This is a genomic window from Pseudobdellovibrionaceae bacterium, assembly GCA_023954155.1.
In the GTDB taxonomy this organism is placed as follows: domain Bacteria; phylum Bdellovibrionota; class Bdellovibrionia; order Bdellovibrionales; family UBA1609; genus JAMLIO01.
In genome coordinates, this window is record JAMLIO010000007.1 from 22,401 (window position 1) to 45,900 (window position 23,500).

Genomic DNA, 23,500 nt, shown 5'->3' on the forward strand with positions numbered 1-23,500 from the left:
TAAATGTCTTTGGCCCTTTATCTAAAGCCTAAGTTACATTCTAAAATCTTCTCCCAAGTAGAACTCTCTAGCTAGGCTAGATTGAGTGATCTGTATAGGTTCTCCTTCGACAATAACCGTGCCAGACTTTAGTAAATACGCATACTCACAAATCTCAAGTGTTTCACGTACGTTATGATCTGTAATAAAAATCCCAAGCCCTTCAGACTGTAGCTTTTTGATAATCTTTTTGATCTCACCAACAGCCAGAGGGTCAATCCCCGCAAAGGGTTCGTCTAAGAATAAAAACTTAGGTTCCCCTGCAAGGGCTCGCGCGATCTCGACACGTCGTCGCTCACCACCTGAAAGACTCATGCCCAAACTGTTGCGAATGTGTTCCAAACCAAAATCCTTAAGCAGCTTCTCTAGTCGTTCTTTTTTTAGAGTGCGCTTATAGCCATGGGCTTCAATAGCCACCAGAATATTGTCTTCTACCGTAAGCTTGCGAAAGATGCTGGCCTCTTGAGCTAAGTAACTCATCCCTAGTTTAGCTCGCTGAGAGAGCTTCAGTTTAGTGATGTCTTTACCATCAAGTAAGATGCTCCCCTTATCTGCATCTACAATTCCTAGGGTCATATAAAAGCTTGTGGTCTTACCTGCACCATTAGGTCCCAGAAGACCTACGATCTGTTCACTTTCAATCTTAAAGTTTGCACCCTGAACAACGGGGCGTCCCTTATAACTTTTAAAAATATTTTGCACCATTAAAACCGACATCAATCCTCCGTCAAACTTTTAGGGGCTTCCGACTTCACTTGGCCTTTTAAGATTTGCACGCGTTTGCCTTTATCATAAAGCACAATTTCATTTCCGACCAAAACATTCTCTCCAGATACAAATCTGGGGTTACCTTGAAACAAGAACAGGTCCTCTTTAAGCTGAATCTCAAGACGTTCGGCCGACGCAGAACGGTCTCCACTAGTGACAAACACTCGTCCTTGAATTCTGAGCATTTCAAGCTCCCCCTTGGTCTTTGAATAGACAAACTCTGCGCGTTGTCCCGTTATAGCAATATCATCAATTTGAATAAAGAGGTTATCGCGAAAGATCATGTGGCGCTCTTGCAAACTCATCTGTGCTGTTTGACTTTTAATGGTGGCCTTTTGATACCCTTCGATATGCTGGTGGCACTCAATAGGCCCAGAGATTTCCACGAGTCCACTGCTGATACTGCCATCCATACCGCTGCCACTTAACTTTGTGTTCTGACCTGGGCTTTCAAAATAAATAGAAGACTTGGAAAAAAACCTCTCTTGGTCTGAAACATAGCTCAAACTCGTGGTTTGAAAGATATAGCCGCTTTCGGTCTCACCCTTAACATCTTGATGAAGTTCCAGATTACGCGTTGAGGTGTTGATGGCCCCATGTACAGCAGCAATACGCACCAATTCAGAGTTGTTTTTATAAAATTTAACTCGCGAATCTTGCACATCCCAAGTCTGCTCAAAGCTATCACTCAACGCGGTCTTAGCCTCTAACACCCATTCTTTCTGACCTTCAGTGTCGGATTGAAATTCCGTCAATAGCACATCTTTCATTACCTGCGCAGGAGCCTGTGGGGCGCTGACATGATCTGATGTGATGTCCAAAACTTGGTTCAAGCCAGAAGCTCTGTGGCTTTTGTCCACAGGAGTTTCTAAAAAGAAAAAGTAAAATGTAAATAAGCCCAAAACTAGGAGCTGAAGCAAGAACGACATGCCCCTATCCTAGCTTAACTGCTAGGATTTGTCGCCTGCAATATTGATTCAGATTATAAATCTAGGCAGCTGCTTTTTTGGCATTGGCCTTTACAAAATCGATCACTTTGGTGACATTTTCTGGGTATTTGTCTTTTTCATAAGACAGCCCAAGAAGCCCTGTCTCACTGACAAACCGAACTCTGGCAACAAGCATAACGCTCTCATCAAAGTCATCCGCATCCAGCTTTACTTTGACCACATCCCCTAAGTGCAGACCATCCACACCTGTCATACCAATACCAGATTCACTTAAGTTATCCAGCTGCCCGATCTGCACTCCGCCTTCAAATTCCACAGAGACAGTCCCTGTAGCCTGAATACGTGAGTGGCGTCTAAACCCAATACCTAGCCCCGACGAAAGCTCAGGAACATCAAATAAATTTTTCCAGTCAATAAAGCCTTCACGCCACAAGTAAATAAAATCTTTGATCTCATAGTCATCTATGCTTTTCATCACTTGGCTTAATGTGAGTGGTCCTTCCGACTCGCCCTCATAAGCAATATACCAAACAAAGTCTTCCTGCATGCGCTTTTCTTCATTCATCTTATGCGCAATCACCTTAAGATCTTCGACTCGAGTAGCCCCTTCAAGGTCATACTCCGAATCCTGATCCTGTTCGGCATCCGTCCCAGAGGCACTGACTCTTGTAGCCCCTTCTTCATCTGAGTCTTCTTGTAAGGCTTCTACGGGAACATCTCTTGTGATCTCTTCTTCAAACTCACTTAGATTTTCTTCTACGCTGGACTCTGAAGCGTTCACGCGTGTGGCTTCTTCTTCTTCCGCCTCAGCATCTAATTCAGAAGCGTCAAGTTCATAAGGTAAGTCGTCCTCATCTTGCTGATCCTCTTCGGTGGCCACCAAAGAATGTTCTACCACACCCAAGGCATGACTCACACGGGTTGCACCTTCTTCTTCATCGTGAGCCTCTTCATCATCTGCCAAAGACGCACTGACTCTGGTCGAACCTTCGGCTTCATCGTCTTCAATACTAAAAGCTTCAAAGAGTTCATCTTCAGAACCTTCAATATCTTCGATGTCCTCTAGATCATCAATATCATGTAAGTCTTGCGTAGAGGCACTCACACGAGTGGCCCCTTCTCCATCATCCAAGTCATCTTCATCGTCTATATCATTCAGAAGAGCTTGCAGTCTGGCTTCATTGTCATCCTCTTCAGAAGCTTGAACACGTGTAGCCTCTTCATGCTCATCGTTTTCATCTTCAACTGATGAACCTTGAACTCTAGTGGCTTCTTCGCTCTCCGCACTCAATTCAGCGTCGTCATGAGCCAAGTCGTCCATAAAAACACGAGTGGCTTCTTCTGTTGCCGATTGACCGCTCCATTCTAAATTTTCCACTTCTTCATCTTCTGACTCTCGGCCCGCAGGCACATTTTCCATGTCCATCAGTGAGTCCACACGAGTGGCATCTTCAATGACTTGGCTGACACCATCAAAATCAAAATTATGATCCTCACCCTCTTCTTCGCCTCTGGCTTGCACATCTGAATCTAAAAGCGAAGCCATATCAATTTGCGATTCACTAACTTGGGTTTGACCATCAAAGCTCAGATCCAACTCTTCATCTACAGATCCTTCTTGATCTGAATCCTCACCCGAAGGTGGGCTGAATGCTGAACCTAAAATAGAGGCTAAATCGTCGTCCCCATTTGAACTTTCATCTTCTTCTAAATCACTTAAATCTAAAGAGGCACTTACACGAGTGGCACCCTCTTCTTCATCTGAATCGTCTTCCAAATCAGACAAAGAAGCACTGACTCTTGTCGCCCCTTCTTCTTCATCGTCAGAGTCCGCATCCAGATCAGAGAGTGAAGCACTTACGCGCGTGGCACCTTCTTCGTCTGCTGCATATTCATCATCTTTCACATCTGCATGTTCATCAAAAGATTCAGACTGCTCTTCAAGAAGTTGTTCTATGTCTACAGTGCCTTGATCTTCGACGTACGTAGGTTTAGCGGCTACAGCCTCTTCTGGATCATCCGCTGAGCCTGCTTCTGCTAACAGCTCCTCAATGTCCGCACCTTGCACTAGCTGCTCTTGAGCATCATCCAACAGGTCTTCTATCTCTTGTACAGAATCTGAAGTCTCTATAACATCAACGGCCTCGTATGAATCAGAATGAGACATGGGCTCTTGCGTGGCCTCTTGCCGTAAAGGAATAACATTGTCCACATCTTCCTCAGCAGGAATCTCAAGCGGAAGATCAACAGTAGACACCATTGTTCTTCCATCGTCCTCTAAGCCACCAACTTCAGAAGTAGGCTGCACATAAACTGCCGTCGCATCAGGATTAAAATCCGAAGAGCCAGTGTCATGTGACACATGACCTGAAGCTCCCGAATGAGGAACCTCTGAAGACGAGTGAGTAGGTTGAGAGTACGCTGACACTATAGGTTCAGAATGAGTTGACTGAGAATATGCCGATACCACAGGCTCAGAATGCGTGGACTGGGAATGACCTTCTTGGTGCTGTTGCACTTCACGATGTGTAGAACGTTGTGGTTGCTCAACAGGAGACGGCTCTGCCGCTATAGCAGCAGGAGTCACGTAAGATTCACTCACTGGAGATTGCGACGCCTGGGAATGGTGCACTTGCGAATGACCGCGACGGAAGCTTGAGCTTTGTTGCGCCACGGCTCCCATATTCATTTTTCTTGCCCAATCCGTGAAGGACAACCACTCTTGGTGGGGCACACCCCAAATCAAAACATCAGCCTCGGAACCAAACATTTGCGCGACACTGTTTGTTTCATAAGGTCCTAATACATCACCGTTTTTTAATACGAACCATTCCATACAGTTCATATCGGTCTGTCACACTATGGGATAAAGTTTTTAAGTCTAGTTGTGAGGGCTAAAGCCCTAATTTGGTTCTGATTTAGACTATAGACGAGTCGGGGGGCAAAAGCTCACTTTTAGCCAATTTAAAAAAGATCATCGTGACTACGGGCCCCAATATCACCCCTAAAGGTCCAAATACGACCAGTCCCCCTAGGGCAGAAAAAAAACCTGCTAAAGGGTGTAAGCTGTCGTACTGACTTAAAAACCAAATCCGCACAACGTTGTCAGAAATCCCCGCCACTACACTAGCAACGATCATAATAACCAGAGCCACAATATTGTCTTGCGCATAAAAGTACCCACAAATAAATATACTTACTGGCACAATTCCCACCAGAGGAATTTGTGATAAGAAAAAAGTAAGAAAAAATGTACTTACAAAATAATGAAAACCCAATATCTTAGCAGGCAAAGCCACAAGAATAGCCTGAGTAAATCCAGTTAAAAAAGCAGCAAAGAGTGTAGACTGCGAAGAACTCTGGACCACTTCCATAAGTTTTTCCAACTCTTTTTTATCTACGAAAGACAATTTACATAAGATCTCTTTGATCCTCTTGGCATCAACAATAAAATAAAACAGACTCGCACTAAAAAAGAACAGCGAGAGCATAAAACCTGGTAAACCCATCACCGCTTGCGAAACTACACTAACTACTTTCCCTGCCCCAGCCTCAATACCCTTTCGTGTATATTCTATAGCCTTTTCTTCTGGTAAAAGCTGATGTAAGGGTCGAATCTTACCATAGGCTCTTTTAAGAATCAGTTCCGTACTGTTCACCGTAGAGTTTGCCTCCACATTGGAAAGCTGCTCTTTGATATTGCTAAACAGACTGATAAACGAAAAAACAAAGGGGACTAAAAGAATGACGATCATACTTAGCAACCCATACACCGACAAGGACTTGCTCATTTTAAGTCTGTTTACAAAAAATTCTTTTTGCAAAGGACGAAGTGCAATCGCCATCACCCCTGCTAGCAATATCCAAGTTAAAAATGGCAGAACAAAAAGAAAAAACAAAATTCCAGTCAACACCAACACAATCATCAAAAGATGATTCTTTACGAATTGAGCCATTCCTACCTCATTGCAACATCGTCATTGTCATAAAATTGGAACTCAAGATCATCAACGTCAAACTGTTCCAAACCTCTGACGGTATTTATGAATCTGTCTCTGGCGTCCTCATCTAAACTAAATACATCTAGGTTAATATGATAGGTTTCCATTTTGACCTCCTTCTTGTAGATAAAAATTTACCATAAAGGAGAAAATGTGATTCTTGGTTGCGTGTTATAATTGTGAAATTTAGTACGCATTTCAATACGTACTGAAGTTTAAATCTCTAACGAGACTTTAGGCGTAAATTTATACCCCGTTCCATGCACCGACTGAATATAGGCTGAAGCTGGACCTAGTTTGCGGCGCAATTTACTGACATGGGTGTCTACTGATCTAGCGTATACATGAACATCTTCACCCCAAATGTCATTTAAGATTTCATCTCTTGGAATAACATCTTCTTCTTTATCTGCCAGATAAATTAAAAGTTTAAACTCCAAATGAGTGAGGTCCACATTTTTAAATTCACCACCAATAAGCACTTTCACAGCCTGTTTATTTTTATCAATAATAAGACCTTCCCACTCCATCACATTAGATAATTTTTGATCCAACTGAACTTTCTTGAGTTTGTTCTCGACTCTAGCTCTAAGTTCTAAGCTTTCAAAGGGTTTGGTGATGTAATCATCCGCACCCGCTGTGAAACCCAAAACCTTATCGGAAAGATCTTGATATGAGGTCAAAAAGAAAATGGACTGCTTAGGGTTTTCCATATTGATTTCAGAACAAAATTTAATCCCATTCCCATCTGGAAGTTCAATGTCTAACAAAATTAAATCATATTTGTTTGCATTTAATAGTGCTTTGGCTCCTGCCACGCTGTCCGTCCATTCCAAATCCGCAATGGCACCCAAGGCTTGTCTTACAATAGTGAAAATCTCCTTACTGTCTTCTACCAATAACACTTTGTGCATATACACCCTTTCTTTAAAAAATAAGTGACACTTATTTAGATACCTTTTAAAATGTACAAATGCAAATCGAGAGTGAGAAGCCTCAAGAAGGTCTAGAAGAGTATGTCCCCGAATTTCTTGATAGCAGAGATCAAGATATTTTGTTGCTTAAAGCCGCTTTAGCCCAAGGGGATTTTGAAACCCTCCGTCGCAAAGCCCACGACTGGAAAGGGTTTTCTCGCCCTTTTGGTTTTTTAAAACTTGAAGGCATTGCGAAAAAATTAGAAGAGGCCGCTAAAAGCACGGCGTCAACGGAATGCTCCCAGCTTTTAGAAGAGGCCGAGGTTTATCTCCAGAAAAAACGCGAACTTATTTCTAATGTGTAGAACTCTTATCTTTTTTGTGCATAAAACCTGACATTTACAAAATCTCTACTTTTGTTTTGAATTCAACTGGATTGAAATGCACAGAGTCTCACACATGAGACGTGCGCTTACGTTCATTTTAAGTTCAACTAGATTGCGTTACACTTGCACTAACCCATACCACCCTTGAGGTAGATTGCTGGAACTTCAGGTTTCTGGTAAAATATAAGCTCAGATTTCTCTAACAACCATGAAAAAAAGGAGAAGTTATGGCTGATACAGATAAAAACAAAAACCAAGTTCCTGATGTACAAATTATGTGGGGCAATATTGGACGAACTGAGGCCTTAGAAAAATACATTCTACAAAAAACTAAAAAAGTCCTTAAGCTCGCCCCCAATGCGACAAACTTGGTTATTTCTTTATCTATAGAAAACCCTATCAACAGCGCAGGCGTTCCAGAACAAAAAGTGGATGCCGAACTGCGAATTCCTAAAAACCAAACCATCAACGCCAGCAAAAAAGGAGCTGACATCTATAAAACTATTTTAGAAGTCCAACACGCGCTGTTGACTCAAGTCAATGCGATGAAATCCCACAGACTAGCAAAACGTCACGAAGCCCCTGTGCTTGCAGAAACGGACACAAACAATAAGATTGCTTGATCAAGCTTTCTGAAAGTTTATAAAATATTTGCAGCCAGTTCCGCCAACTCTGATCTTTCCCCTTTGGATAAGGTTACATGAGCAGCAATTGGATGACCTTTAAATCTTTCTACTGAATAGCTCAGTCCACTGTTTGCCGCGTCCACGTAGGGATTATCAATTTGGTAGCGATCACCAGTGAGAACCACTTTGGTTCCCTCACCCGCACGAGTGACAATGGTTTTAATCTCGTGCGGCGTAAGGTTCTGCGCTTCATCCACAATCAAGTACTGATTAGGAATACTTCGACCTCTGATATAAGTCAGAGGTTCAATATTGAGCATCCCCTGATTGATCAGCTCTTGAGCGCGGCCCGCAGCCTTCTTGTCAGCACCCATTAAGTATTCGACGTTATCAAAAATGGGCTGCATCCAAGGGTTTAATTTTTGCTCGACGTCTCCAGGTAAATACCCGATGTCTCTTCCCATGGGGAAGATCGGTCGACTCACCAACAGACGCTGAAAGCGGCCTTCGTCTAAAGTTTTATATAAACCCGCCGCTAAAGCCAAAAGCGTCTTTCCTGTTCCTGCTTTACCCACTAAAGAGACAAAAAGGATTTCATCATTTAAAAGTGCGTCCAGAGCAAAACTTTGCTCGACGTTTCTGGGATGGATTCCCCAAATGCTTTCAGCAGGAGAAATCAAAGGCACGATCTTATCGCCCTCTTTACTATAGCGTCCAATGGCACTGTGGTTGGGGTTGGACTTGTCCTTAAGCACGACATATTCGTTGGAAAGCATCTGAGCCTCGGCAGGCTGGGACACTGACTTATCTTCATAAAAGGCATCAATGATCCCCGAATCTACTTCCACTTCGCGACGGCCTGTATAGTAATCCTCATTGCTGCCAATGCTGTTAGGCTCATAGTCCCTAGCTTCAATCCCAAAAACGTCGGCTTTAATTCTAAGGTTGATGTCCTTAGTGATCAGCTCCACAACCTCTTTAGGGAATTTGCTTTGCAGATAAAGGGCTGTTCCCAAAATGCGGTTGTCAGCCTTATTGGATTCTAATTCTTCTGGCAGCCCTTCCATTTCAATATCGGTCTGCACAAAGATACACGTGTCGGTGTCCTCATTCACCTTCACACCCTTAGATAACTTTCCTTTGTCTCGGAGGACGTCAACAAAACGACTGAATTGTCTGGCGTTACGGCCATTCTCGCCCATGTCTTTTTTAAATCTGTCGATCTCTTCGATCACGGATATGGGAATAAAAACATCCGCATTGTGAAACTTCGTCACAGCCACCGCATCAAATAAAATCACGTTAGTATCAATAACAATTTTCTTACGAACTTGAGTTGTTTCCAATAGGCTTTCCTCCCTATCTTAAGGCTAACAGCCCAAGACTCAAGGAAAAGCACTTGGCGCGTCAAAACCCTGTTTTTGCCTATTCCAGCAACAACTTCACTTTTAGTAATGGCAAGTATAATTCCGAGTTTTGAATCAGATTAAAAACCAAACATCCTAGCTCTATTTCTGTGCCCTAGGGACGCTTGAAGCATCTTAGTTTTGAGTCAGATTGGAAACCAAAACATCTCCAGAGTCTTTTTTCAAACTTGTCGCTACAGTCTCTAAAAACTTCACGAAGTGAAATAAAGCCTCTTCATTCACCGAGCCCTTTTGAAAGTAAGCCCCATGACGATACACATCTTCATCCTGATCATAACGAATGTTTTGAACTTTTAAAGTGAAAGGAAAGTACGCATTGTGATTGAGGTAAATGCGCATGGCCACCTCTTCGCCTTCTTGAAAAAAACCTAACTTTTTCTCGATATCAAAAGACACACCACTTGTAGAGATATCAAATAAAAGAACCTTTTTTAAACCCACTTTAGGAATCACAATATGAGTGCCCAAAAACTCGGTCAGGATCGTACGTTTGACTTTACGTCGATCTTCGGCAATAGCACTTTGACGTAGTTCAGAAATGTCTTTCACCTCGACGGCTTCATGCTGATGTTCTACAGATGGCGCTGCGGCCTCCGTATCTGATTTCTTTTTCTTACGTTTCTGCTTGAGCCTTGAGGTTAAATCAATAACATTATTCGACATCTCCATCCCCCGTATGTATCATATCGGGAAGAGAGAAAGACGACTTTAGTAAAACCTGATAGAGAGAAATTAAGAGCCGTGGCCCCTAAATTTTACACTTTAAAGCCTTACCTGCACCTTAGTGTTGCCCTTGTGTTGCTGGGCCTCATCAGCGGTTGTCAGCTCTCATATATGACCCAAAGTGCTTACAATCACCTGAAGATCATGAGCCAAAGGAAGAGCATTGAGAAGCTGCTTAAAAACCCAGACCTTCCTCTAGATCATCGGCAAAAATTTGAGTTGGTCATAAAGATTCGTCCCTACATTCAGGATCTAGGACTCAATGTGACCAATAACTATAAAACCTATGTGGACTTAAAACGCCCTTATGTGTCTTACCTCCTGACAGTGGCTCCTCCCTATAGCATAGAGCCCATGACCTGGAAGTTCCCTTTTGTGGGTGAATTTCCTTATAAAGGATTTCATAATCAAAACCGTGCCGATCGTGAAGCTCTGTCCTACAGTCAAAAAAATTACGACACCTATATTCGTGGAGTCAGCGCTTACTCCACGCTGGGTTGGTTCAATGACCCTTTGCTCTCTTCCATGCTTCAGTACACAGAGGCCCAGCTCATAGAAACCGTCATTCATGAGTCTGTGCATGCCACCGTGTTTATTAAAAACAACGTGGAGTTTAACGAACAGCTCGCGGTCTTTGTCGCTCGCAAGGCCACTCTGGAATACTACAAAACCCACGATGCTAAATCCTATGAGACTTTACTTCACACTTTTGCGGACGAAACTCTTTACTTCCAGTTTATCAATAAATGCTTAGAGCAACTGACAGAATTTTATCAGTCCAAAGAGCACCACACTCCAGAGCAAAAGACCCTGATCTTTGCAAAGATCCAAAAGCAGTTCAAAGAAGATCTTTTACCCCAACTTCAAACGTCCTACTTTACCAAATTTAGTGAACTCCCTCTCAATAACGCTTTTTTTGCCAGCCAAAAAGTGTACTTTGAAAATCAAGCCCATTTTGAAAACAAGTACAGCGAATTTCAAAACATCAAAGACTTTATTGAATTTTTGAAAAAAGAAGAAAAGAAGCTGGTTGAAATCTTTGCTGCATTTCAAAACCCAGAGCCCTCTAGTCTATAGAGAGCCCGTGCACGAAATCCTGTGTTACGATTCTACAAAAGAAACCTAGCCAATAGAAACTTGGTTACGTCCGCGTTTTTTAGATTTGTATAAAGCTTGGTCTGCCTTTTCAAATAGCATATCCCAAGGATCGCCACCTGCATCACGTGTGGCTACCCCTAGAGATATAGTGATAGGCAGTTTTACGTTCTCGTACTCAAACTTAAAGCCTTCAACACTGGCACGAATCCTTTCTGCAATGTCAGCAGCGGTATGTCGTGGTGTTCCCGAAAGCACTAATACGAACTCTTCCCCTCCAAAGCGAGAGAAAAAGTCTTCACTACGAGTCAATTTGTCTTTAACAAGTTTGGCAATCTCGTTGATCACAAAGTCCCCTGCGGCGTGCCCGTAGGTGTCGTTGACCTTTTTAAAGTGATCAATATCAAACACGATCACACTGATAGGAATGCCCAAAAGGTCAGAACGCTTGATCGCCTCAGGAGCATAAGCCAGTAAGGCTCCTTTATTGTAAGCCCCCGTCATAGAGTCGATCTGAGTTCTATCAAATGTCTTTTTGTTAGAGACAGCTTCGATATTGCCTCGTTCTAAAAACTTAAAGATCACGTTGCCAGTTTTGATCTGATCGTTATTTTTCAACACGGCTGTGGTCAAAGGCGCTACAGGTTTAGAATTGATCACTGTTTTATTGGTAGAGTCCAAATCCATAATGTAGGTCTCTTCCCCTTGCAAAATGAACTTAGCATGGCTTTTACTGATACTACGATCATCAACGAACACTGTACTTGTCGGCGAACGACCAATCACAATATCATCACCTTCAAGACTCCACTGCTTACCAATACTGCTTGCAGGTCCCACAAGCAAAACTAAGGTTGGCGGTGTCTTATCCGCATTGTCCAGATGAACTTTAAGAGTTTCACTGGTGAGTACACTGGTTTTATCTTCATCTTTAGGATCAAAATTTGACATACAAATATAGTAACTATGAAATTTAGGTTATGGCAACCTCTTCCTCAATTCGATGATAGCCTTTCCACTCCTTCAGGCGAGCTAAAGGTTTGCGACTCTCATGTGGATATTCTAGCAGGACATAAGTCAGTTTGGTGATCTTGCCTAAAGAATTGATATCCAAGGATGTCAAATCCGTCCATGTTCCAGAATTAAAATACTGTTTACCATCTGCCCAAAGCTTATACTTATACACGTGATTATGGCCAAATACGACCGTGTGCACTCTTTCATCTTTTAAGATTTTGGCCGCACCTTGAGTCAAATCAGGAAAAACCGCACACTCCATCATAATTTTAAAAACTTCGCGGAAGCCCCATGCTTTTCTAGGATTATTACTGACAAACATAGAGCGTAGCATATAGCCGAACACCTTAAACGTGCTTTTCACAAAAAATACAGGCTCATTCACAAGCATCCATCGCAAAGCCTTCCCAAAAGGTCTAGCTTTATCTACATGCGGGTAACGCAATTTAAGCCGCAAAACACATTCCACAAAAAAATGTGAGCCAAATGGAAGATTCAAAATGGGTTCAGGAATGTCTTTGCGCAAGAAAAACTTTTTCGGGTTCATTCTATTCGCAGCTTCGTGCATGTGTCCGTGTTCGACGTGCACTCCATCAAAGAAATAAACTAAGTTTTCATATTGGATACGATGACCTACGACCGTATTCAAATACTCTCTGACTCTGGGCCAAAGGATCTCTTGGTCATGGTTGCCCACAATATACGTGATTTTATGTCCTTGTGAAACAAACTTTTTTAAGCTTTCAAAAAATATGGGATGGCCTTCCACAATTCTTTCCAGCTTATTCAGAGTCATGGACTCGGTGATCACTGAAACATAGTGCCCGTGATAGTCGATCTGTAAGAAATTAAAAATGTCGCCGTTAAAAATCAGCTCCACTTCGCAATCGGCAAATTGTCCAGAAGTGTAGTGTCCAATAAACTCTGCAAACTTTTGATCAAAATAAAACTCTTCCAAAGGGTTTAAGGTGCCGTCTTGCAATTGCAGGCCCACGCCCAAATGCAAATCACTGACAATCAGCTTTAATCTTCTATGTTTTGATTTTTGGACTGTGAGTGATTCTGCTGCCGCATTCATAATTTAGAGTTCCAAAGTGCTTATTCATGTTCCACACAAGACAGGAAGAGGTCTTGTGCACTCAAATTCATCTAATTGTCTTCGTCAGGACGGCTGCCTTCAAGCATAGTCAGAGCAATTCTTAATGCTTTTACAGTTCTTCTCAAAAGTTCTTCTTTGCCTTCCATCTTAGTCGTGATCTTTTGATTTTGAATCCTGTACTTCTCAAGATCAGAATTAACAAGGTTTAGTTGTTTTTTCAAATCAAGAATCATCTCATCTTTAGATGACATGACGGCATCGGATTCCGTCTTCATGATTTCAAGGCGGTTTTCCAATTCTCTTTCACGAATACGAACATGATCGAAACTGGAGTTGATCTTCTCTTCGAGTTCGATCAGTCTCTCTTGCAATGCTCCAATTTTAATCTCTTTGGCTTCTAAGCTTTGGGTCAGAATCTTTTTTTCCTCTTCAGCAATCTCTTTGAGATTAGAAAAATTGGCTTCTGACTGTCTTAACTGTTGTTTAATAGACTCGGTCAGCTCTTTAAAGTGCTGCCCTGCTGAAGACAACTGCTCGTTGTCTCTGCGCAGTTTTTGCACTTCTTTTTCTAACTCTAATACTCTATTCTGTGCGAGTTCTAAATAATTGGCAGATCGTAATTGATCTTCAAGTCCCATGCCTGATACAGGCATAGTCGCTGTGGGTTTAGAAGAAAATTGCTCAGGCACTTCAACGGCTTTAATACTTTGAATTTTTTGAGTCTTGTCATCAAAAGCCTCTTCTCGGCTAGGCGCAGAGGCTACAGGCACAGGGGTCTTTTCTTCCGCAATATGGGCTACAACACTTCTTTCGCGTTTGGCGGCACTCTGCTTGCTATGTTCTGACTTGATCACATTGAGTTTACTTTTTTCTCCACGAGGGCTTGCAGGCTCTACAGGTCCTGCCAGCTCTTCCGCAGTAGCAATCTTGCTCACCGTAGCCTCTGGGTGCACTAGCATCTCTCCTAAAACAGGATCAATGTCCTCAAAAGCCTTACGTCGAGCTTGAGCCCGAGGACTTAACCCAGGAGGCTGTTGCTGCTGCTTGTTGACCACAGATGACTTTTCTAACGTAGGATCAGGGATATTTTTTGTAGCTGTCTTTTCGACCGTTACACCCAACTCATCCTGCTTTGACGGCTTTACTTTGACGTCATCTAGGCCTCTAAATAAATTTGTGGCTTCTCCAGCCGATTTCTTACCCATAGCTAAAGACCCATCGGTGTTATAGCCTCTCAAATTAAGACTAGTTATGGGTCTAATGTAAAATCTGGCAAAAAGTGTCTCAAAATGTTACATTTTAAGAAACTAACTGTGTCTGACCGAAACTTTTTATGTTCTGCATGGTTAAATAAGGAGAGTGAGTGGCTAAAGCGAACGCCCAAAGTGCTAAGCTTGACGATGAACTGATGCAAGGGATTGCTAAGGGCTGCTCGAAGTCTTTTGGCCTTCTTTTTGAGGCGCATGGTTCACTGGTTTTAGGATACGCCAAACGCCTTATGAAAGATCAAAATATGGCAGAAGACATCTCACAGGAGGTTTGGATGAAAGTAGTCAGAGCATCATCCACATATCAAGGCCAAGGACACTTTAAGGCGTGGTTACTCACGCTCACAAGAAACCTTTGCTTTAACAAGCTTAAAGTGGAGCAGCGTTTACACTTCACCGACAACACCGAAGAGCTTTCTGCAGCTGTGGATCATGAATCTGAAAACCTAGAGACTCAGATGCTTTTTGAGTCTCATATCACTCAAATCAAGGAGGCCATTGACGAGCTGCCTGAGAATCAACGCTTGGCCATCACCTTACTTGTGGTAGAAGAACTGTCTTACGAAAGCATTTCTGATCACCTAGAGATTTCTGTTTCCGCCACAAAGTCTCTGATCCACCGTGCACGACAGAATCTGCTAAAAAAACTTAAACACAAAGAGGAGGCATCATGACCCACAACGATCAATGGTTTAAAGAGCCTGTCTCTGACGACCTAAAAAATAAAATTTTTGCCCAGGTGCAACCTGAACTTGAAGACAATAAAAGACGCTTTGAGGCCGAGAAGGCTTCTGCCACTCCTTATGTCGCTGGATTTTGGAGTTGGAAAAAGTCGTTCAGGTTTTCTGCCATTGCCGCAGCATTTGCACTGATGTTCTTCTTACGAACGCAAAACATCATTGAAGTCGAATATCCTGCGACCACCTTTTCAGAACTCGCCAGCCTTACCCCTGAAGTGTTTGAAGTGATTGAAAACCTCGACTTCATTGACCAACTGGATAATATTGACCTAGAGGAAATTCGCAAAGAGATGAAACAAAAAAATCGTAAAGGGAGAAGCTCATGATCCGATTAAATAAAGCTTATATTTTACCCTTGATCATCACGATGTTCATACTAGACACGCACTTCACCCATGCTCAAGGGCGTAAACATTATAAGTCCGACAACTCTTATAGTCGCTATGACTCCAAGGACAGTTCTGAACGCAAAGATTTTGATAAAAACTTTAATCGCTATCAACATCTCTCGCCCCAACAAAAGCAAGAGAAGCTAGATAAGTGGCGTGAATTTAAATCCAACACCACTCCTGAAGAGCGCGATTTCATCATGAAAAAGATGCGCAGAGACCGCCGCCGTGGACGCTAAACTAAAATCTCTCCCCGCTCTAGATTTCTAAATAAATTTGAGTCGTGTTGAGTAAAAAAGAGGGGCTCTTGACCGCAACAATCAAGCTCAGTGGCGTTTTTACTTATGAAGGCAGAACTGTCGTGGCATGGTACTGCGGGTGTTGTTGATTAACGGCATTAAGCTGTCCGCAAGCTGCAAAGATGTCTTCGCCTCGAGTCTGACGAATATAAACCTTGATCCCTCTTTTCATTAAGTATCTCTGAAACGACAACACCGTTTGCATATCCGGCTTAAAATAACCAGAGCCTGGATGTTCATTAAAAGGAATCAGATTGATCATGCATCTCATACCTCTAAGAAGCTCGGCTAACTCCCCTGCATGCTCCATTTGATCCGTCACTCCCTTAAGCATCACGTATTCAAAAGTCACATCTTGACCTGTCTTTTGAATATGAGCCTCACAGGCTTTCAACAGATCTTCAATGGGCCATTTTTTATTTACTGGCATAATGTCACTGCGAACTTGATTGTTAGACCCATTTAAGCTAACAGCCAAACGTGCACCAGAATCAGAAATCAAAGGAATCATGGGCACCAGTCCTGATGTGGAGACGGTCACTCGTTTGCGAGAGAAGTTCAATCCATGGGGCTGATTTAAAATATCAATGGAATGAAAGACCGCGGTGGGATTATCTAAAGGCTCGCCCATACCCATAAACACCACATTGGTCAGGGGGGTTTGCTCTTGCTGTTCTAAGATATTTTGCACCTGCACAAATTGCCCCACAATTTGGCCCGCAGAAAGTCGCTTTTTAAGCTTCTCTTTACCTGTGTAACAGAATTTACAAGCTAAATTGCAACCCACTTCAGAAGACACACACAGGGTCTTTCTTTGGTCTGCGGGAATCATTACAGTTTCAACTGTAAAACCTTCACCTACAGCAAAGAGAAATTTTTGTGTTCCGTCCTTACTGATACGGTGATCTACAATCTCAGGAAGATTAAAACTCACCCACTCCTTCACCTGTGCCCGAAAAGCCACGGAAAGGTCTGTCATCAGCTCAGGGTCATACACTTTTTTGACATAAACCCATTTGTATATCTGCTGAGCCCTAAAGGGTTTTTCCCCTTTAGACTTTAAAAACTCGGCAAAATCTTGGAGTTTAAAATCAAAAAAATTAACCATCGTATTGCTCACTCTTTTCCTATACATGACCCCCTATTTTCTGTAAACCCAGGACCCCATCGATGTAAAAAGTACCTCTCAAAAATGACCTTTTTAATGGTTTTTAAGAAGAAACATGTGAAGCCCACGTTAAGGGCTTTTTGTCACTAGGACTAACTCAGGGCAACGCCAAATAATTAGGATTCCAATATATTGCAATTCAGGTTATTTAGAGGCTATTCAATGTTTTTGAATGATAAGGAAATAAGGAGAAGTTATGATTCACTCAGAGGATCACCTCTACGCCAACGCCTTTTTTAAAAATACCATGGACCATTTAGACAAAGTAGGGAAACTCGCTAACATCAGTCCCCACGTCCTAGAAAGCCTAAAGCACCCAAGGCGAAGCATCACCGTCTCTATCCCTGTAAGAATGGACAACAATGAAATGATGGTCTTCACAGGTTACCGTGTCCAACACAACCAAGTTTTAGGACCTTTTAAAGGCGGAATCCGCTTCCACCCTGCTGTTAATTTCGGAGAAGTTGCAGCCCTTGCAACCTTAATGACTTTTAAAAACTCTTTGCTCAATTTACCTTTAGGTGGAGCCAAAGGGGGCGTAGCTGTTGATCCGTCTACACTTTCAACCAATGAAGTTGAGCAGCTCACGCGCCGATTCACACGTGAGATTGCGCCCTTTATCGGACCTGACAAAGACATTCCTGCTCCTGACGTCGGCACAAGCGCACAGACTATGGCATGGATGATGGACACTTATTCTCTAGACACAGGATTCTCTCAAACAGGTGTTGTTACTGGTAAGCCTGTTGAGATCGGAGGCTCTAGAGGACGTGAGTCCGCAACAGGTTTAGGTGTGGTGTTCACCATCGAAAAGGCTTTACAGACCCAAGGTAAAGACATCAAGGGAGCCACTCTTGCTGTTCAAGGGTTTGGTAAAGTAGGTATGCACGCCGCCCTTGAGGCCTTTAAACTGGGAGCCAAAGTTGTGGCTGTCAGTGATGTCTCTGGCGCCATTTATTCTGAAGAAGGATTAAACATTTCTGATGTGATTCAATTCCAAAAAGAAAATACTTTTATCAAAGGTTACCCCGAAGCAACAGACATCAGTAACGAAGATCTGTTAAGCCTTAAAGTGGATGTTCTTGCCCCTTGTGCTTTAGAAGGTGTGATCAACAAAGACAATGCGGCTAAAATTCAAGCCAGCATTATTGTCGAAGGCGCCAATGGACCTGTCACCAACGAAGCTGACTTGATTCTTAACGACAAAAATATTTTGGTCGTTCCTGATATTTTAGCCAATGGCGGTGGCGTGATTGTCTCTTACTTTGAATGGGTTCAAGATATCATTTGGCTCTTCTGGTCTGAAGATGAAGTTCGCACAAAATTGCAACAGATCATGTATCAGTGCTTTGACAATGTTTGGAAATTCAAAACAGAACAGAACGACACCTTTAGAAGTGCAGCGATGTCTGTGTCCTTACTGCGTTTACAAAAAGCAATGATGTTAAGAGGACAAGCTTGGTAAGCAAATGGCTTCGACCTTGGCTTTTATTACCTGTATCTTGGGCTCACTCGTTGAGCCCAAAATTTTTAAAGTACGCCTACAACTGGCGTCGCACGTCTTTACCTGAGCACACGTGGCAGAATGTGCAGTGGAAGCACCTTAAGTTTCGTAACCCCGTAGGGCTTGCAGGTGGCGCTGATAAAAATGCCGAAGCTGTGCCCGCGTGGTGGCATCTAGGCGCAGGCTTTGTCGAAGTGGGCACTGTGACTCCTTTTGCGCAAAAGCCCAACCTAGGACAAACTGTGGCTCGGGATTTACAAGCCAAAGCCTTGTGGAACTGTCTTGGTTTTCCCAACCATGGTGCACAAAGAATCAAGACGCGTTTATTAAAACTTCCACCCAAGGGTGGGAGGCCCACTCCCCTCTTTGTCAACATTGGTAAGAACCGTTGGACCTCTAACGACGAGGCTCATCATGATTACACCAAATTGATCTCTGACTTTTACGACGTGGCAGATGCTTTTGTGATTAACATCAGCAGCCCCAACACCAAAGGGTTAAGAGACCTCTTTCAGAAAGATAATTTTCTAAAGTTTCTCACCCCAATTCTTACCACCTACAGAGGTTTGCCTTCCACCGAGCCCTTACCACCCCTGTTTCTCAAACTCAGCCCTGATCTTTCTGAAGAAGACCTACAAAATATCATCGAAGTTTTAAAAACCACGGAAGTCCGCGGTCTGATCCTGACTAACACCACCCTACATCGTGAGCCCTCAATGAGTTTCCCCTTAGATCGAGGTGGAGTTTCTGGTGCCCCTTTAAATCCAAGGTCCAAAAAGATTCTGTTAGACACCCTGAGACTTCTTGGCGCACAACGTCCTGAATTTTTCATCATCTCAGTGGGGGGGATCATGAATAAAGAGGATATAAACGAGCGCTTGGCTCTGGGTGCCGATCTAGTGCAAGTTTATTCAGCGTTAATCTTCGAAGGTCTTGGTTTTTTTACCAAAGTTAGAAATTAAAATTCTTATGTGACTAAAACGATTCCATCTAATAAAATCTGTAAGATGAATCGCAAGAAAAGAGCTTATTGGATCCCCGTTGTAACTGCCCTGATGAAGCGCGGCGATGAAGTTCTCTTAGGTTTAAGACCCGAAGGCCACAACCTTGCAGGCTACTGGGAGTTTCCTGGCGGTAAAATGGAACTAGGAGAAGAACCCGAAGACTCGCTCAAACGCGAGCTTAAAGAAGAGCTGGGCATTGATGCAGAAATTGGCGACATTTGTCTGACCAGTTCCCATAATTATGGAGACACCACAATTTTACTTTTATTTTATGAAGTCCCTTATTGGGTAGGTGAACCTAAAACCGTTCATCATAGTGGGCTGAAGTGGGTGAAGATTGACAGCTTGTCCAAAGAAAATCTGCCCGAAGCCAATTTTAAAGTTCTAGACAAGATCATTGAAGTTTTAAAAAGGTCATGAGTTCTTTGGAATCAAAAAAACTGCACATTTGTTTTGTTACTAAAAATGCTCCTACAAGCACAGGCCCTAACGAGCAAGGCCACATTTTGCCCATGGCCAGACAGATTGTAAAACTAGGGCATCATGTCACCATTCTAACTTGGAAATCCTCTCTGGCTCAAGAAAAGTACGAAGAGGAAGGCATTACGGTGCTCTTCTTAGGCGAAGGACACTACAAATCCATCAAAGACTTTCCTGAGGTGGCCGCCGCTAAGATCAACGAGCTTCACCAAACTCAGTCCCCTATTGATATCGTTCATTCTTTAGATACACCCTTTGCCAAGCCCCATTTGCTTTTTAAGAAAAGGTCTTTTGCTTTATCCTACGGTGTGGAAGTCACCTCTATGACTGAAGTGTTCTCGAAATTTGTTAAAACCTATTCGGGAGACGTTTCTGCTCTGAGAAACATGGCATCGGGTACATATTTGTTTTTAAAACAATACTTAAATAAAGATTATAAAACCCTTCGCCATGCCGACGGGGTCTTTGTCACAAGTCCTAAACAAAGTATTGCCTTAGATCGTTATTACCTTTATCCCAGTATGCGCACCTACCAAGTGCCGATCAGCTTAGCTACAGGGTTTTTCTCTAAAAAAGAAAAGAGTGCGGACCTTTTAAATAGTCTAGACCTCGATTACAAATCCCAGGTCATCGTTGCCCGTCACGACATGGAAGACCTCGGTGAAATTTCTTTTCTTCTTGGAGCCTTTGAAAGAGTGGCCGTAAAAAAACCACGCACCCACCTGCTGATTATTGGTGATGGACCGTTTATGAAGGAAGCCGAACGACGCAGCCTAGAACTGGCTTTAGCCAACAGGGTCCATTTCTTAGGTCAGCTTCCACGCAAGCAGTACGTAAATTACATTGCTCTGGGGGATATTTTTATTCAACTCGATGCTCGAACCTCAGGCATGGGACAAAGTCTTTTTGAAGCTATGGCCCAAGAAAAGATTGTGATTGGTTCAGAATTTAGTCCCATATCTCACTTCATCGAAGACAAAAAACAAGGCTACCTGATTCGCCCTGGGGAAAAGGAAAAATTAACGCAGTTGATTATTAAAAGCTTTGAAAAAGCAGATGAAACCTTGGCTTTGGGCCAGAATGCCCGCAACAAGATCATCCAAAATTTTGATCGGAAAGCCCTAGCAAGCCATGCCTGCCAAGCCTTTTATCAAATCATCGAAAATAAACGCTAAATCCCTCAAGAAACTGTGTAACTCAAAGAAAACACTTGGGTTTATCGTTTTTATTCATTAACATTAACTTATTATGACAAAAGCAGACTTAATAAATTTAATAGCAACAAAGGCCAACATCACACGCGTTAAGGCCGAAGCTGTGGTGAATACAATTTTTGACAGCATGGTAGAGTCTCTTGTTGAAGGCGATCGCATTGAAATAAGAGGGTTTGGCTCTTTTGTAAATAGAGAGTACAAAGGTCACCAAGGCCGTAACCCTCGCACGGGCGAAATCATTTCTGTCAAAGCGAAGAAGTTACCCTTTTTTAAAGCTGGTAAACAATTTAAAGAAGAGATCAACAATGGCTCTTCGACAAAGGAGAACTCGTGAACGCACCCGCCACACTCAATCGTAGTCTGATCACTGTTTTTTTCACTGAAAAGTTTTTCACCCTGATTCAACCTTATCTAGTCGACGACATTCCAGATATCACTCTTGATGATTTAAATGCGGATCCCGTTATGCTTTTAATCCCACCTTGTGATGACGAAACCGCAGACGAAGAGATCGCTGCCATTCAAGAACTGATCACTGGAGCCATTTTCAGCCTATTCCTAGACGAAAACCAAACTGCTCCTGAATTAACAGAAAGCTTTGACTCTTATTTTGATATTGAATTTTCTGAAGACGTGTATGACCTAGCCACCGAGTACGATCTGGCTTATGCCGATGAAGAGATCGACTTAGATGGCGAAGACGCCACTCCACCCGCATTTCAATAAATCCTCACTTTATTCTGACAACTTAAAATCTTGGAATTTAAATTCCGAGATTTTTTTTAGTCCATAAATCGCCATAAACAGACGTTCAAGCCCAATAGCTATCCCACTGCACTGAGGGAGTTTGGCTGTGGCAGCAAAAATTTCGGGATCATAGGGATGACGGGGTCTTTGCACAGACACTCTTTTTTGGTTTTCCACTTTGTAACGCTCTTGCAATCTTTCCGCATCCTGCAATTCAAAAAAAGCATTTCCCAGCTCAAAGCCCTTCCAATAAATTTCAAATCTATCCGCCCAACCTTGAGAATTTAAAGCCGCTAGGGCCGCCTGTGATGGTGGAAAGTCCTTCACACAAAGCAGCTTCCCCGTTTCAAAGTGAGGTTCGATCCGCTCAAGCCACACTCTAAAAAACAGATCATTAAAAGTGTCTGACTCGGCCACAGGAATATTTAGACTGTGGCATAAAGACCATAGATCGGCACGGGTGGTTTCAGGCGTAAGCTTCAATCCTAGAGGTAAAAATAGATCCGCAATCTTAAGGGTCTCCCACTGGGGCACCTCAACTTCTCCCGCTACACCACAACTCCCAATCACTTCTGCAATGAGGTCTTTTACGGTCTGCTGAAGTTTTTGCGAGTCAGCTCCTACCTCGTAAAACTCTAGCATGGTGAACTCAGGTCGGTGAGCATCTGAATGCTCTTCGTTTCGAAAACAGCTTTTAATTTCAAAGAGCGAACCCCAGCCTGCGGCCAATAATTTTTTAAGATGAAACTCAGGGCTGGTGGGCAATTCTAAAGTTTGGGTCTGACTTCCATACTTAAACTCCGTCTGAAAAGGATAGAGTTCGGCCTCAAGAGCCCCCGCAGGAACCAAAGTCGGTGTGACCACCTCTTCAAACCCCTTCGAACTTAAAATAGTCCTGACTTGGTTTAAAAACCGAAACCATTTTTTACAGTTTATCTTTACCTTTTCATCCATAAGCTCTGTCTCGATCTCTCTTTTGTAGAGTTAAACAATATCTTGTTATTTAATTTCGCTCTGTGTGTGGGGCAACTGTTATTTCCGCAATTTTGCTTATTTTTCCACACTAAAATCCTTGACCTCTTCACTGAAAAAAGAGACTCCTAAGCAAGGAGGTCTATACCATGAAATTCACTCAAGAAATCGAAAAACAAATCAAAGCCCTACTTGAAAACGAAACCATTCAAAAGTTGAAAAAAGAAGTTGATAAAACTTCTAAAGAACTTAAAAGCACAAACTTAACGGAACTGCTTGAGACTCAAGGAGCTAAACGCATAGAGAAGCTTGAAAAGTCTTACAAAAGCATGCTGGTTCGTCTGAATAAAGCCCAAAAACAATTAGACCTAGAACTAAACCGTCTAAAAAACACTTTAACTGTCACTCGTAAAGAGGCAGGAAAGTCTTTAGGCACAGTGGTCAGAACTGTCGAAACCGAGCGCAAACGCCTGCAAAAGATCGTCAAGTCTGAAGCCCAAAAGAAAAGAGTCGCAAAAAAAGCCAAAACTGCGGCCAAAAAAGTGACTCGCAAAGCCAAGGCCACAACCAAAAAGGTTGCTCGCAAAGTCACACCTAAAAAATAATTCAGATTTCATTTACGAAATCCAAAAAATTCAATATAAGTGTTCTCAGTATAAAAGCCCGACAA

The 23,500-nt window shown here is 42.7% G+C and carries 26 protein-coding genes; 13 read left to right on the forward strand and 13 right to left on the reverse strand.

What is annotated here, in order from left to right; genetic code table 11:
- Positions 1-33: 33 nt before the first annotated feature.
- The 6 genes from lptB to M9899_08925 all read right to left on the reverse strand — a co-directional run bounded on the left by lptB (position 34) and on the right by M9899_08925 (position 6,672).
- Positions 34-756, reverse strand: a complete 723-nt coding sequence (lptB, locus tag M9899_08900) for an LPS export ABC transporter ATP-binding protein (protein ID MCO5114281.1) — start codon at positions 754-756, stop codon at positions 34-36.
- Positions 756-1,736, reverse strand: a complete 981-nt coding sequence (gene lptC, locus M9899_08905; protein ID MCO5114282.1) for an LPS export ABC transporter periplasmic protein LptC — start codon at positions 1,734-1,736, stop codon at positions 756-758. Before lptC ends, lptB begins: the two co-directional genes overlap by 1 nt.
- A gap of 61 nt (positions 1,737-1,797) precedes the next feature.
- The gene (locus M9899_08910; GenBank protein MCO5114283.1) at positions 1,798-4,593 is read right to left on the reverse strand and encodes a GYF domain-containing protein; all 2,796 of its coding nucleotides are present in this window, start codon (positions 4,591-4,593) and stop codon (positions 1,798-1,800) included.
- Between the two features lie 82 nt (positions 4,594-4,675).
- On the reverse strand, positions 4,676-5,713 hold the full coding sequence (locus tag M9899_08915) for an AI-2E family transporter (protein MCO5114284.1): 1,038 nt from the start codon (positions 5,711-5,713) through the stop codon (positions 4,676-4,678).
- A gap of 2 nt (positions 5,714-5,715) precedes the next feature.
- Complete coding sequence (locus tag M9899_08920; protein ID MCO5114285.1) at positions 5,716-5,865, reverse strand: hypothetical protein; 150 nt, start codon at positions 5,863-5,865, stop codon at positions 5,716-5,718.
- A 108-nt stretch (positions 5,866-5,973) separates the two neighbouring features.
- Entirely contained in the window at positions 5,974-6,672 is a 699-nt protein-coding gene (locus tag M9899_08925) for a response regulator transcription factor (protein ID MCO5114286.1), read from the reverse strand.
- Positions 6,673-6,731: 59 nt separating this feature from the next.
- On the opposite strand from M9899_08925, the gene M9899_08930 reads away from it, so the two are divergent.
- Together M9899_08930 and M9899_08935 are read left to right on the forward strand one after the other, a co-directional pair.
- On the forward strand, positions 6,732-7,037 hold the full coding sequence (locus tag M9899_08930) for an Hpt domain-containing protein (protein MCO5114287.1): 306 nt from the start codon (positions 6,732-6,734) through the stop codon (positions 7,035-7,037).
- Between the two features lie 248 nt (positions 7,038-7,285).
- The gene (locus M9899_08935; protein MCO5114288.1) at positions 7,286-7,681 is read left to right on the forward strand and encodes an HPF/RaiA family ribosome-associated protein; all 396 of its coding nucleotides are present in this window, start codon (positions 7,286-7,288) and stop codon (positions 7,679-7,681) included.
- 17 nt (positions 7,682-7,698) lie between these two features.
- Here M9899_08935 and M9899_08940 read toward each other — a convergent pair whose 3' ends face one another.
- Positions 7,699-9,030, reverse strand: a complete 1,332-nt coding sequence (locus tag M9899_08940; protein MCO5114289.1) for a PhoH family protein — start codon at positions 9,028-9,030, stop codon at positions 7,699-7,701.
- A 195-nt stretch (positions 9,031-9,225) separates the two neighbouring features.
- Complete coding sequence (locus M9899_08945) at positions 9,226-9,774, reverse strand: PilZ domain-containing protein (protein MCO5114290.1); 549 nt, start codon at positions 9,772-9,774, stop codon at positions 9,226-9,228.
- Positions 9,775-9,978: 204 nt separating this feature from the next.
- Between M9899_08945 and M9899_08950 the strand changes: the two genes are divergently transcribed.
- The gene (locus tag M9899_08950) at positions 9,979-10,911 is read left to right on the forward strand and encodes an aminopeptidase (GenBank protein ID MCO5114291.1); all 933 of its coding nucleotides are present in this window, start codon (positions 9,979-9,981) and stop codon (positions 10,909-10,911) included.
- Positions 10,912-10,956: 45 nt separating this feature from the next.
- On the opposite strand, the gene M9899_08955 is transcribed toward M9899_08950, so the two are convergent.
- The 3 genes from M9899_08955 to M9899_08965 all read right to left on the reverse strand — a co-directional run bounded on the left by M9899_08955 (position 10,957) and on the right by M9899_08965 (position 14,250).
- Positions 10,957-11,880, reverse strand: a complete 924-nt coding sequence (locus tag M9899_08955; GenBank protein ID MCO5114292.1) for a GGDEF domain-containing protein — start codon at positions 11,878-11,880, stop codon at positions 10,957-10,959.
- 22 nt (positions 11,881-11,902) lie between these two features.
- Entirely contained in the window at positions 11,903-13,024 is a 1,122-nt protein-coding gene (locus M9899_08960) for a metallophosphoesterase (GenBank protein ID MCO5114293.1), read from the reverse strand.
- 71 nt (positions 13,025-13,095) lie between these two features.
- Positions 13,096-14,250 carry a hypothetical protein gene (locus M9899_08965; GenBank protein MCO5114294.1) on the reverse strand — a complete coding sequence of 385 codons (1,155 nt, stop codon included), beginning with the start codon at positions 14,248-14,250 and terminating at the stop codon, positions 13,096-13,098.
- A 158-nt stretch (positions 14,251-14,408) separates the two neighbouring features.
- Here M9899_08965 and M9899_08970 point away from each other — a divergent pair, with 158 nt between their 5' ends.
- From M9899_08970 to M9899_08980, 3 genes are read left to right on the forward strand one after another with little or no spacing between them, the layout of a single operon-like run.
- The gene (locus M9899_08970; protein MCO5114295.1) at positions 14,409-14,987 is read left to right on the forward strand and encodes an RNA polymerase sigma factor; all 579 of its coding nucleotides are present in this window, start codon (positions 14,409-14,411) and stop codon (positions 14,985-14,987) included.
- A complete protein-coding gene (locus tag M9899_08975) occupies positions 14,984-15,379 on the forward strand; it encodes a hypothetical protein (GenBank protein ID MCO5114296.1) in 396 nt (131 codons plus the stop codon). The genes M9899_08970 and M9899_08975 overlap by 4 nt, the downstream gene beginning before the upstream one ends.
- Positions 15,376-15,681 (forward strand): hypothetical protein, encoded by a 306-nt coding sequence (locus tag M9899_08980; GenBank protein MCO5114297.1) that lies wholly within the window; start codon positions 15,376-15,378, stop codon positions 15,679-15,681. Before M9899_08975 ends, M9899_08980 begins: the two co-directional genes overlap by 4 nt.
- Positions 15,682-15,784: 103 nt before the next feature.
- Here M9899_08980 and rlmN read toward each other — a convergent pair whose 3' ends face one another.
- Entirely contained in the window at positions 15,785-16,849 is a 1,065-nt protein-coding gene (gene rlmN / locus M9899_08985) for a 23S rRNA (adenine(2503)-C(2))-methyltransferase RlmN (GenBank protein MCO5114298.1), read from the reverse strand.
- A 256-nt stretch (positions 16,850-17,105) separates the two neighbouring features.
- Between rlmN and M9899_08990 the strand changes: the two genes are divergently transcribed.
- The 6 genes from M9899_08990 to M9899_09015 all read left to right on the forward strand — a co-directional run bounded on the left by M9899_08990 (position 17,106) and on the right by M9899_09015 (position 21,837).
- Positions 17,106-18,374, forward strand: coding sequence for a Glu/Leu/Phe/Val dehydrogenase (locus M9899_08990; GenBank protein MCO5114299.1), 1,269 nt, complete (start codon positions 17,106-17,108; stop codon positions 18,372-18,374).
- Positions 18,368-19,375 (forward strand): quinone-dependent dihydroorotate dehydrogenase, encoded by a 1,008-nt coding sequence (locus tag M9899_08995; protein ID MCO5114300.1) that lies wholly within the window; start codon positions 18,368-18,370, stop codon positions 19,373-19,375. Before M9899_08990 ends, M9899_08995 begins: the two co-directional genes overlap by 7 nt.
- Positions 19,376-19,384: 9 nt before the next feature.
- Positions 19,385-19,837, forward strand: coding sequence for a (deoxy)nucleoside triphosphate pyrophosphohydrolase (locus M9899_09000; protein ID MCO5114301.1), 453 nt, complete (start codon positions 19,385-19,387; stop codon positions 19,835-19,837).
- The gene (locus M9899_09005) at positions 19,834-21,072 is read left to right on the forward strand and encodes a glycosyltransferase family 4 protein (GenBank protein ID MCO5114302.1); all 1,239 of its coding nucleotides are present in this window, start codon (positions 19,834-19,836) and stop codon (positions 21,070-21,072) included. Before M9899_09000 ends, M9899_09005 begins: the two co-directional genes overlap by 4 nt.
- 73 nt (positions 21,073-21,145) lie before the next feature.
- Positions 21,146-21,445, forward strand: coding sequence for an integration host factor subunit beta (locus tag M9899_09010; GenBank protein ID MCO5114303.1), 300 nt, complete (start codon positions 21,146-21,148; stop codon positions 21,443-21,445).
- A complete protein-coding gene (locus M9899_09015; protein ID MCO5114304.1) occupies positions 21,442-21,837 on the forward strand; it encodes a hypothetical protein in 396 nt (131 codons plus the stop codon). Before M9899_09010 ends, M9899_09015 begins: the two co-directional genes overlap by 4 nt.
- A 9-nt stretch (positions 21,838-21,846) precedes the next feature.
- Here M9899_09015 and M9899_09020 read toward each other — a convergent pair whose 3' ends face one another.
- Positions 21,847-22,812 (reverse strand): EF-P lysine aminoacylase GenX, encoded by a 966-nt coding sequence (locus M9899_09020; protein ID MCO5114305.1) that lies wholly within the window; start codon positions 22,810-22,812, stop codon positions 21,847-21,849.
- Between the two features lie 167 nt (positions 22,813-22,979).
- Here M9899_09020 and M9899_09025 point away from each other — a divergent pair, with 167 nt between their 5' ends.
- Positions 22,980-23,435 carry a hypothetical protein gene (locus M9899_09025; GenBank protein MCO5114306.1) on the forward strand — a complete coding sequence of 152 codons (456 nt, stop codon included), beginning with the start codon at positions 22,980-22,982 and terminating at the stop codon, positions 23,433-23,435.
- Positions 23,436-23,500 lie beyond the last annotated feature (65 nt).

Bases quoted from the DNA above. Each gene is read 5' to 3' on its own strand.
- lptB (MCO5114281.1), bottom strand. From the start codon at position 756: ATGTCGGTTTTAATGGTGCAAAATATTTTTAAAAGTTATAAGGGACGC.
- lptC (MCO5114282.1), bottom strand. From the start codon at position 1,736: ATGTCGTTCTTGCTTCAGCTCCTAGTTTTGGGCTTATTTACATTTTAC.
- M9899_08910 (MCO5114283.1), bottom strand. From the start codon at position 4,593: ATGGAATGGTTCGTATTAAAAAACGGTGATGTATTAGGACCTTATGAA.
- M9899_08915 (MCO5114284.1), bottom strand. From the start codon at position 5,713: ATGGCTCAATTCGTAAAGAATCATCTTTTGATGATTGTGTTGGTGTTG.
- M9899_08920 (MCO5114285.1), bottom strand. From the start codon at position 5,865: ATGGAAACCTATCATATTAACCTAGATGTATTTAGTTTAGATGAGGAC.
- M9899_08925 (MCO5114286.1), bottom strand. From the start codon at position 6,672: ATGCACAAAGTGTTATTGGTAGAAGACAGTAAGGAGATTTTCACTATT.
- M9899_08930 (MCO5114287.1), top strand. From the start codon at position 6,732: ATGCAAATCGAGAGTGAGAAGCCTCAAGAAGGTCTAGAAGAGTATGTC.
- M9899_08935 (MCO5114288.1), top strand. From the start codon at position 7,286: ATGGCTGATACAGATAAAAACAAAAACCAAGTTCCTGATGTACAAATT.
- M9899_08945 (MCO5114290.1), bottom strand. From the start codon at position 9,774: ATGTCGAATAATGTTATTGATTTAACCTCAAGGCTCAAGCAGAAACGT.
- M9899_08950 (MCO5114291.1), top strand. From the start codon at position 9,979: ATGAGCCAAAGGAAGAGCATTGAGAAGCTGCTTAAAAACCCAGACCTT.
- M9899_08955 (MCO5114292.1), bottom strand. From the start codon at position 11,880: ATGTCAAATTTTGATCCTAAAGATGAAGATAAAACCAGTGTACTCACC.
- M9899_08960 (MCO5114293.1), bottom strand. From the start codon at position 13,024: ATGAATGCGGCAGCAGAATCACTCACAGTCCAAAAATCAAAACATAGA.
- M9899_08965 (MCO5114294.1), bottom strand. From the start codon at position 14,250: ATGGGTAAGAAATCGGCTGGAGAAGCCACAAATTTATTTAGAGGCCTA.
- M9899_08975 (MCO5114296.1), top strand. From the start codon at position 14,984: ATGACCCACAACGATCAATGGTTTAAAGAGCCTGTCTCTGACGACCTA.
- M9899_08980 (MCO5114297.1), top strand. From the start codon at position 15,376: ATGATCCGATTAAATAAAGCTTATATTTTACCCTTGATCATCACGATG.
- rlmN (MCO5114298.1), bottom strand. From the start codon at position 16,849: ATGGTTAATTTTTTTGATTTTAAACTCCAAGATTTTGCCGAGTTTTTA.
- M9899_08990 (MCO5114299.1), top strand. From the start codon at position 17,106: ATGATTCACTCAGAGGATCACCTCTACGCCAACGCCTTTTTTAAAAAT.
- M9899_09005 (MCO5114302.1), top strand. From the start codon at position 19,834: ATGAGTTCTTTGGAATCAAAAAAACTGCACATTTGTTTTGTTACTAAA.
- M9899_09010 (MCO5114303.1), top strand. From the start codon at position 21,146: ATGACAAAAGCAGACTTAATAAATTTAATAGCAACAAAGGCCAACATC.
- M9899_09020 (MCO5114305.1), bottom strand. From the start codon at position 22,812: ATGGATGAAAAGGTAAAGATAAACTGTAAAAAATGGTTTCGGTTTTTA.
- M9899_09025 (MCO5114306.1), top strand. From the start codon at position 22,980: ATGAAATTCACTCAAGAAATCGAAAAACAAATCAAAGCCCTACTTGAA.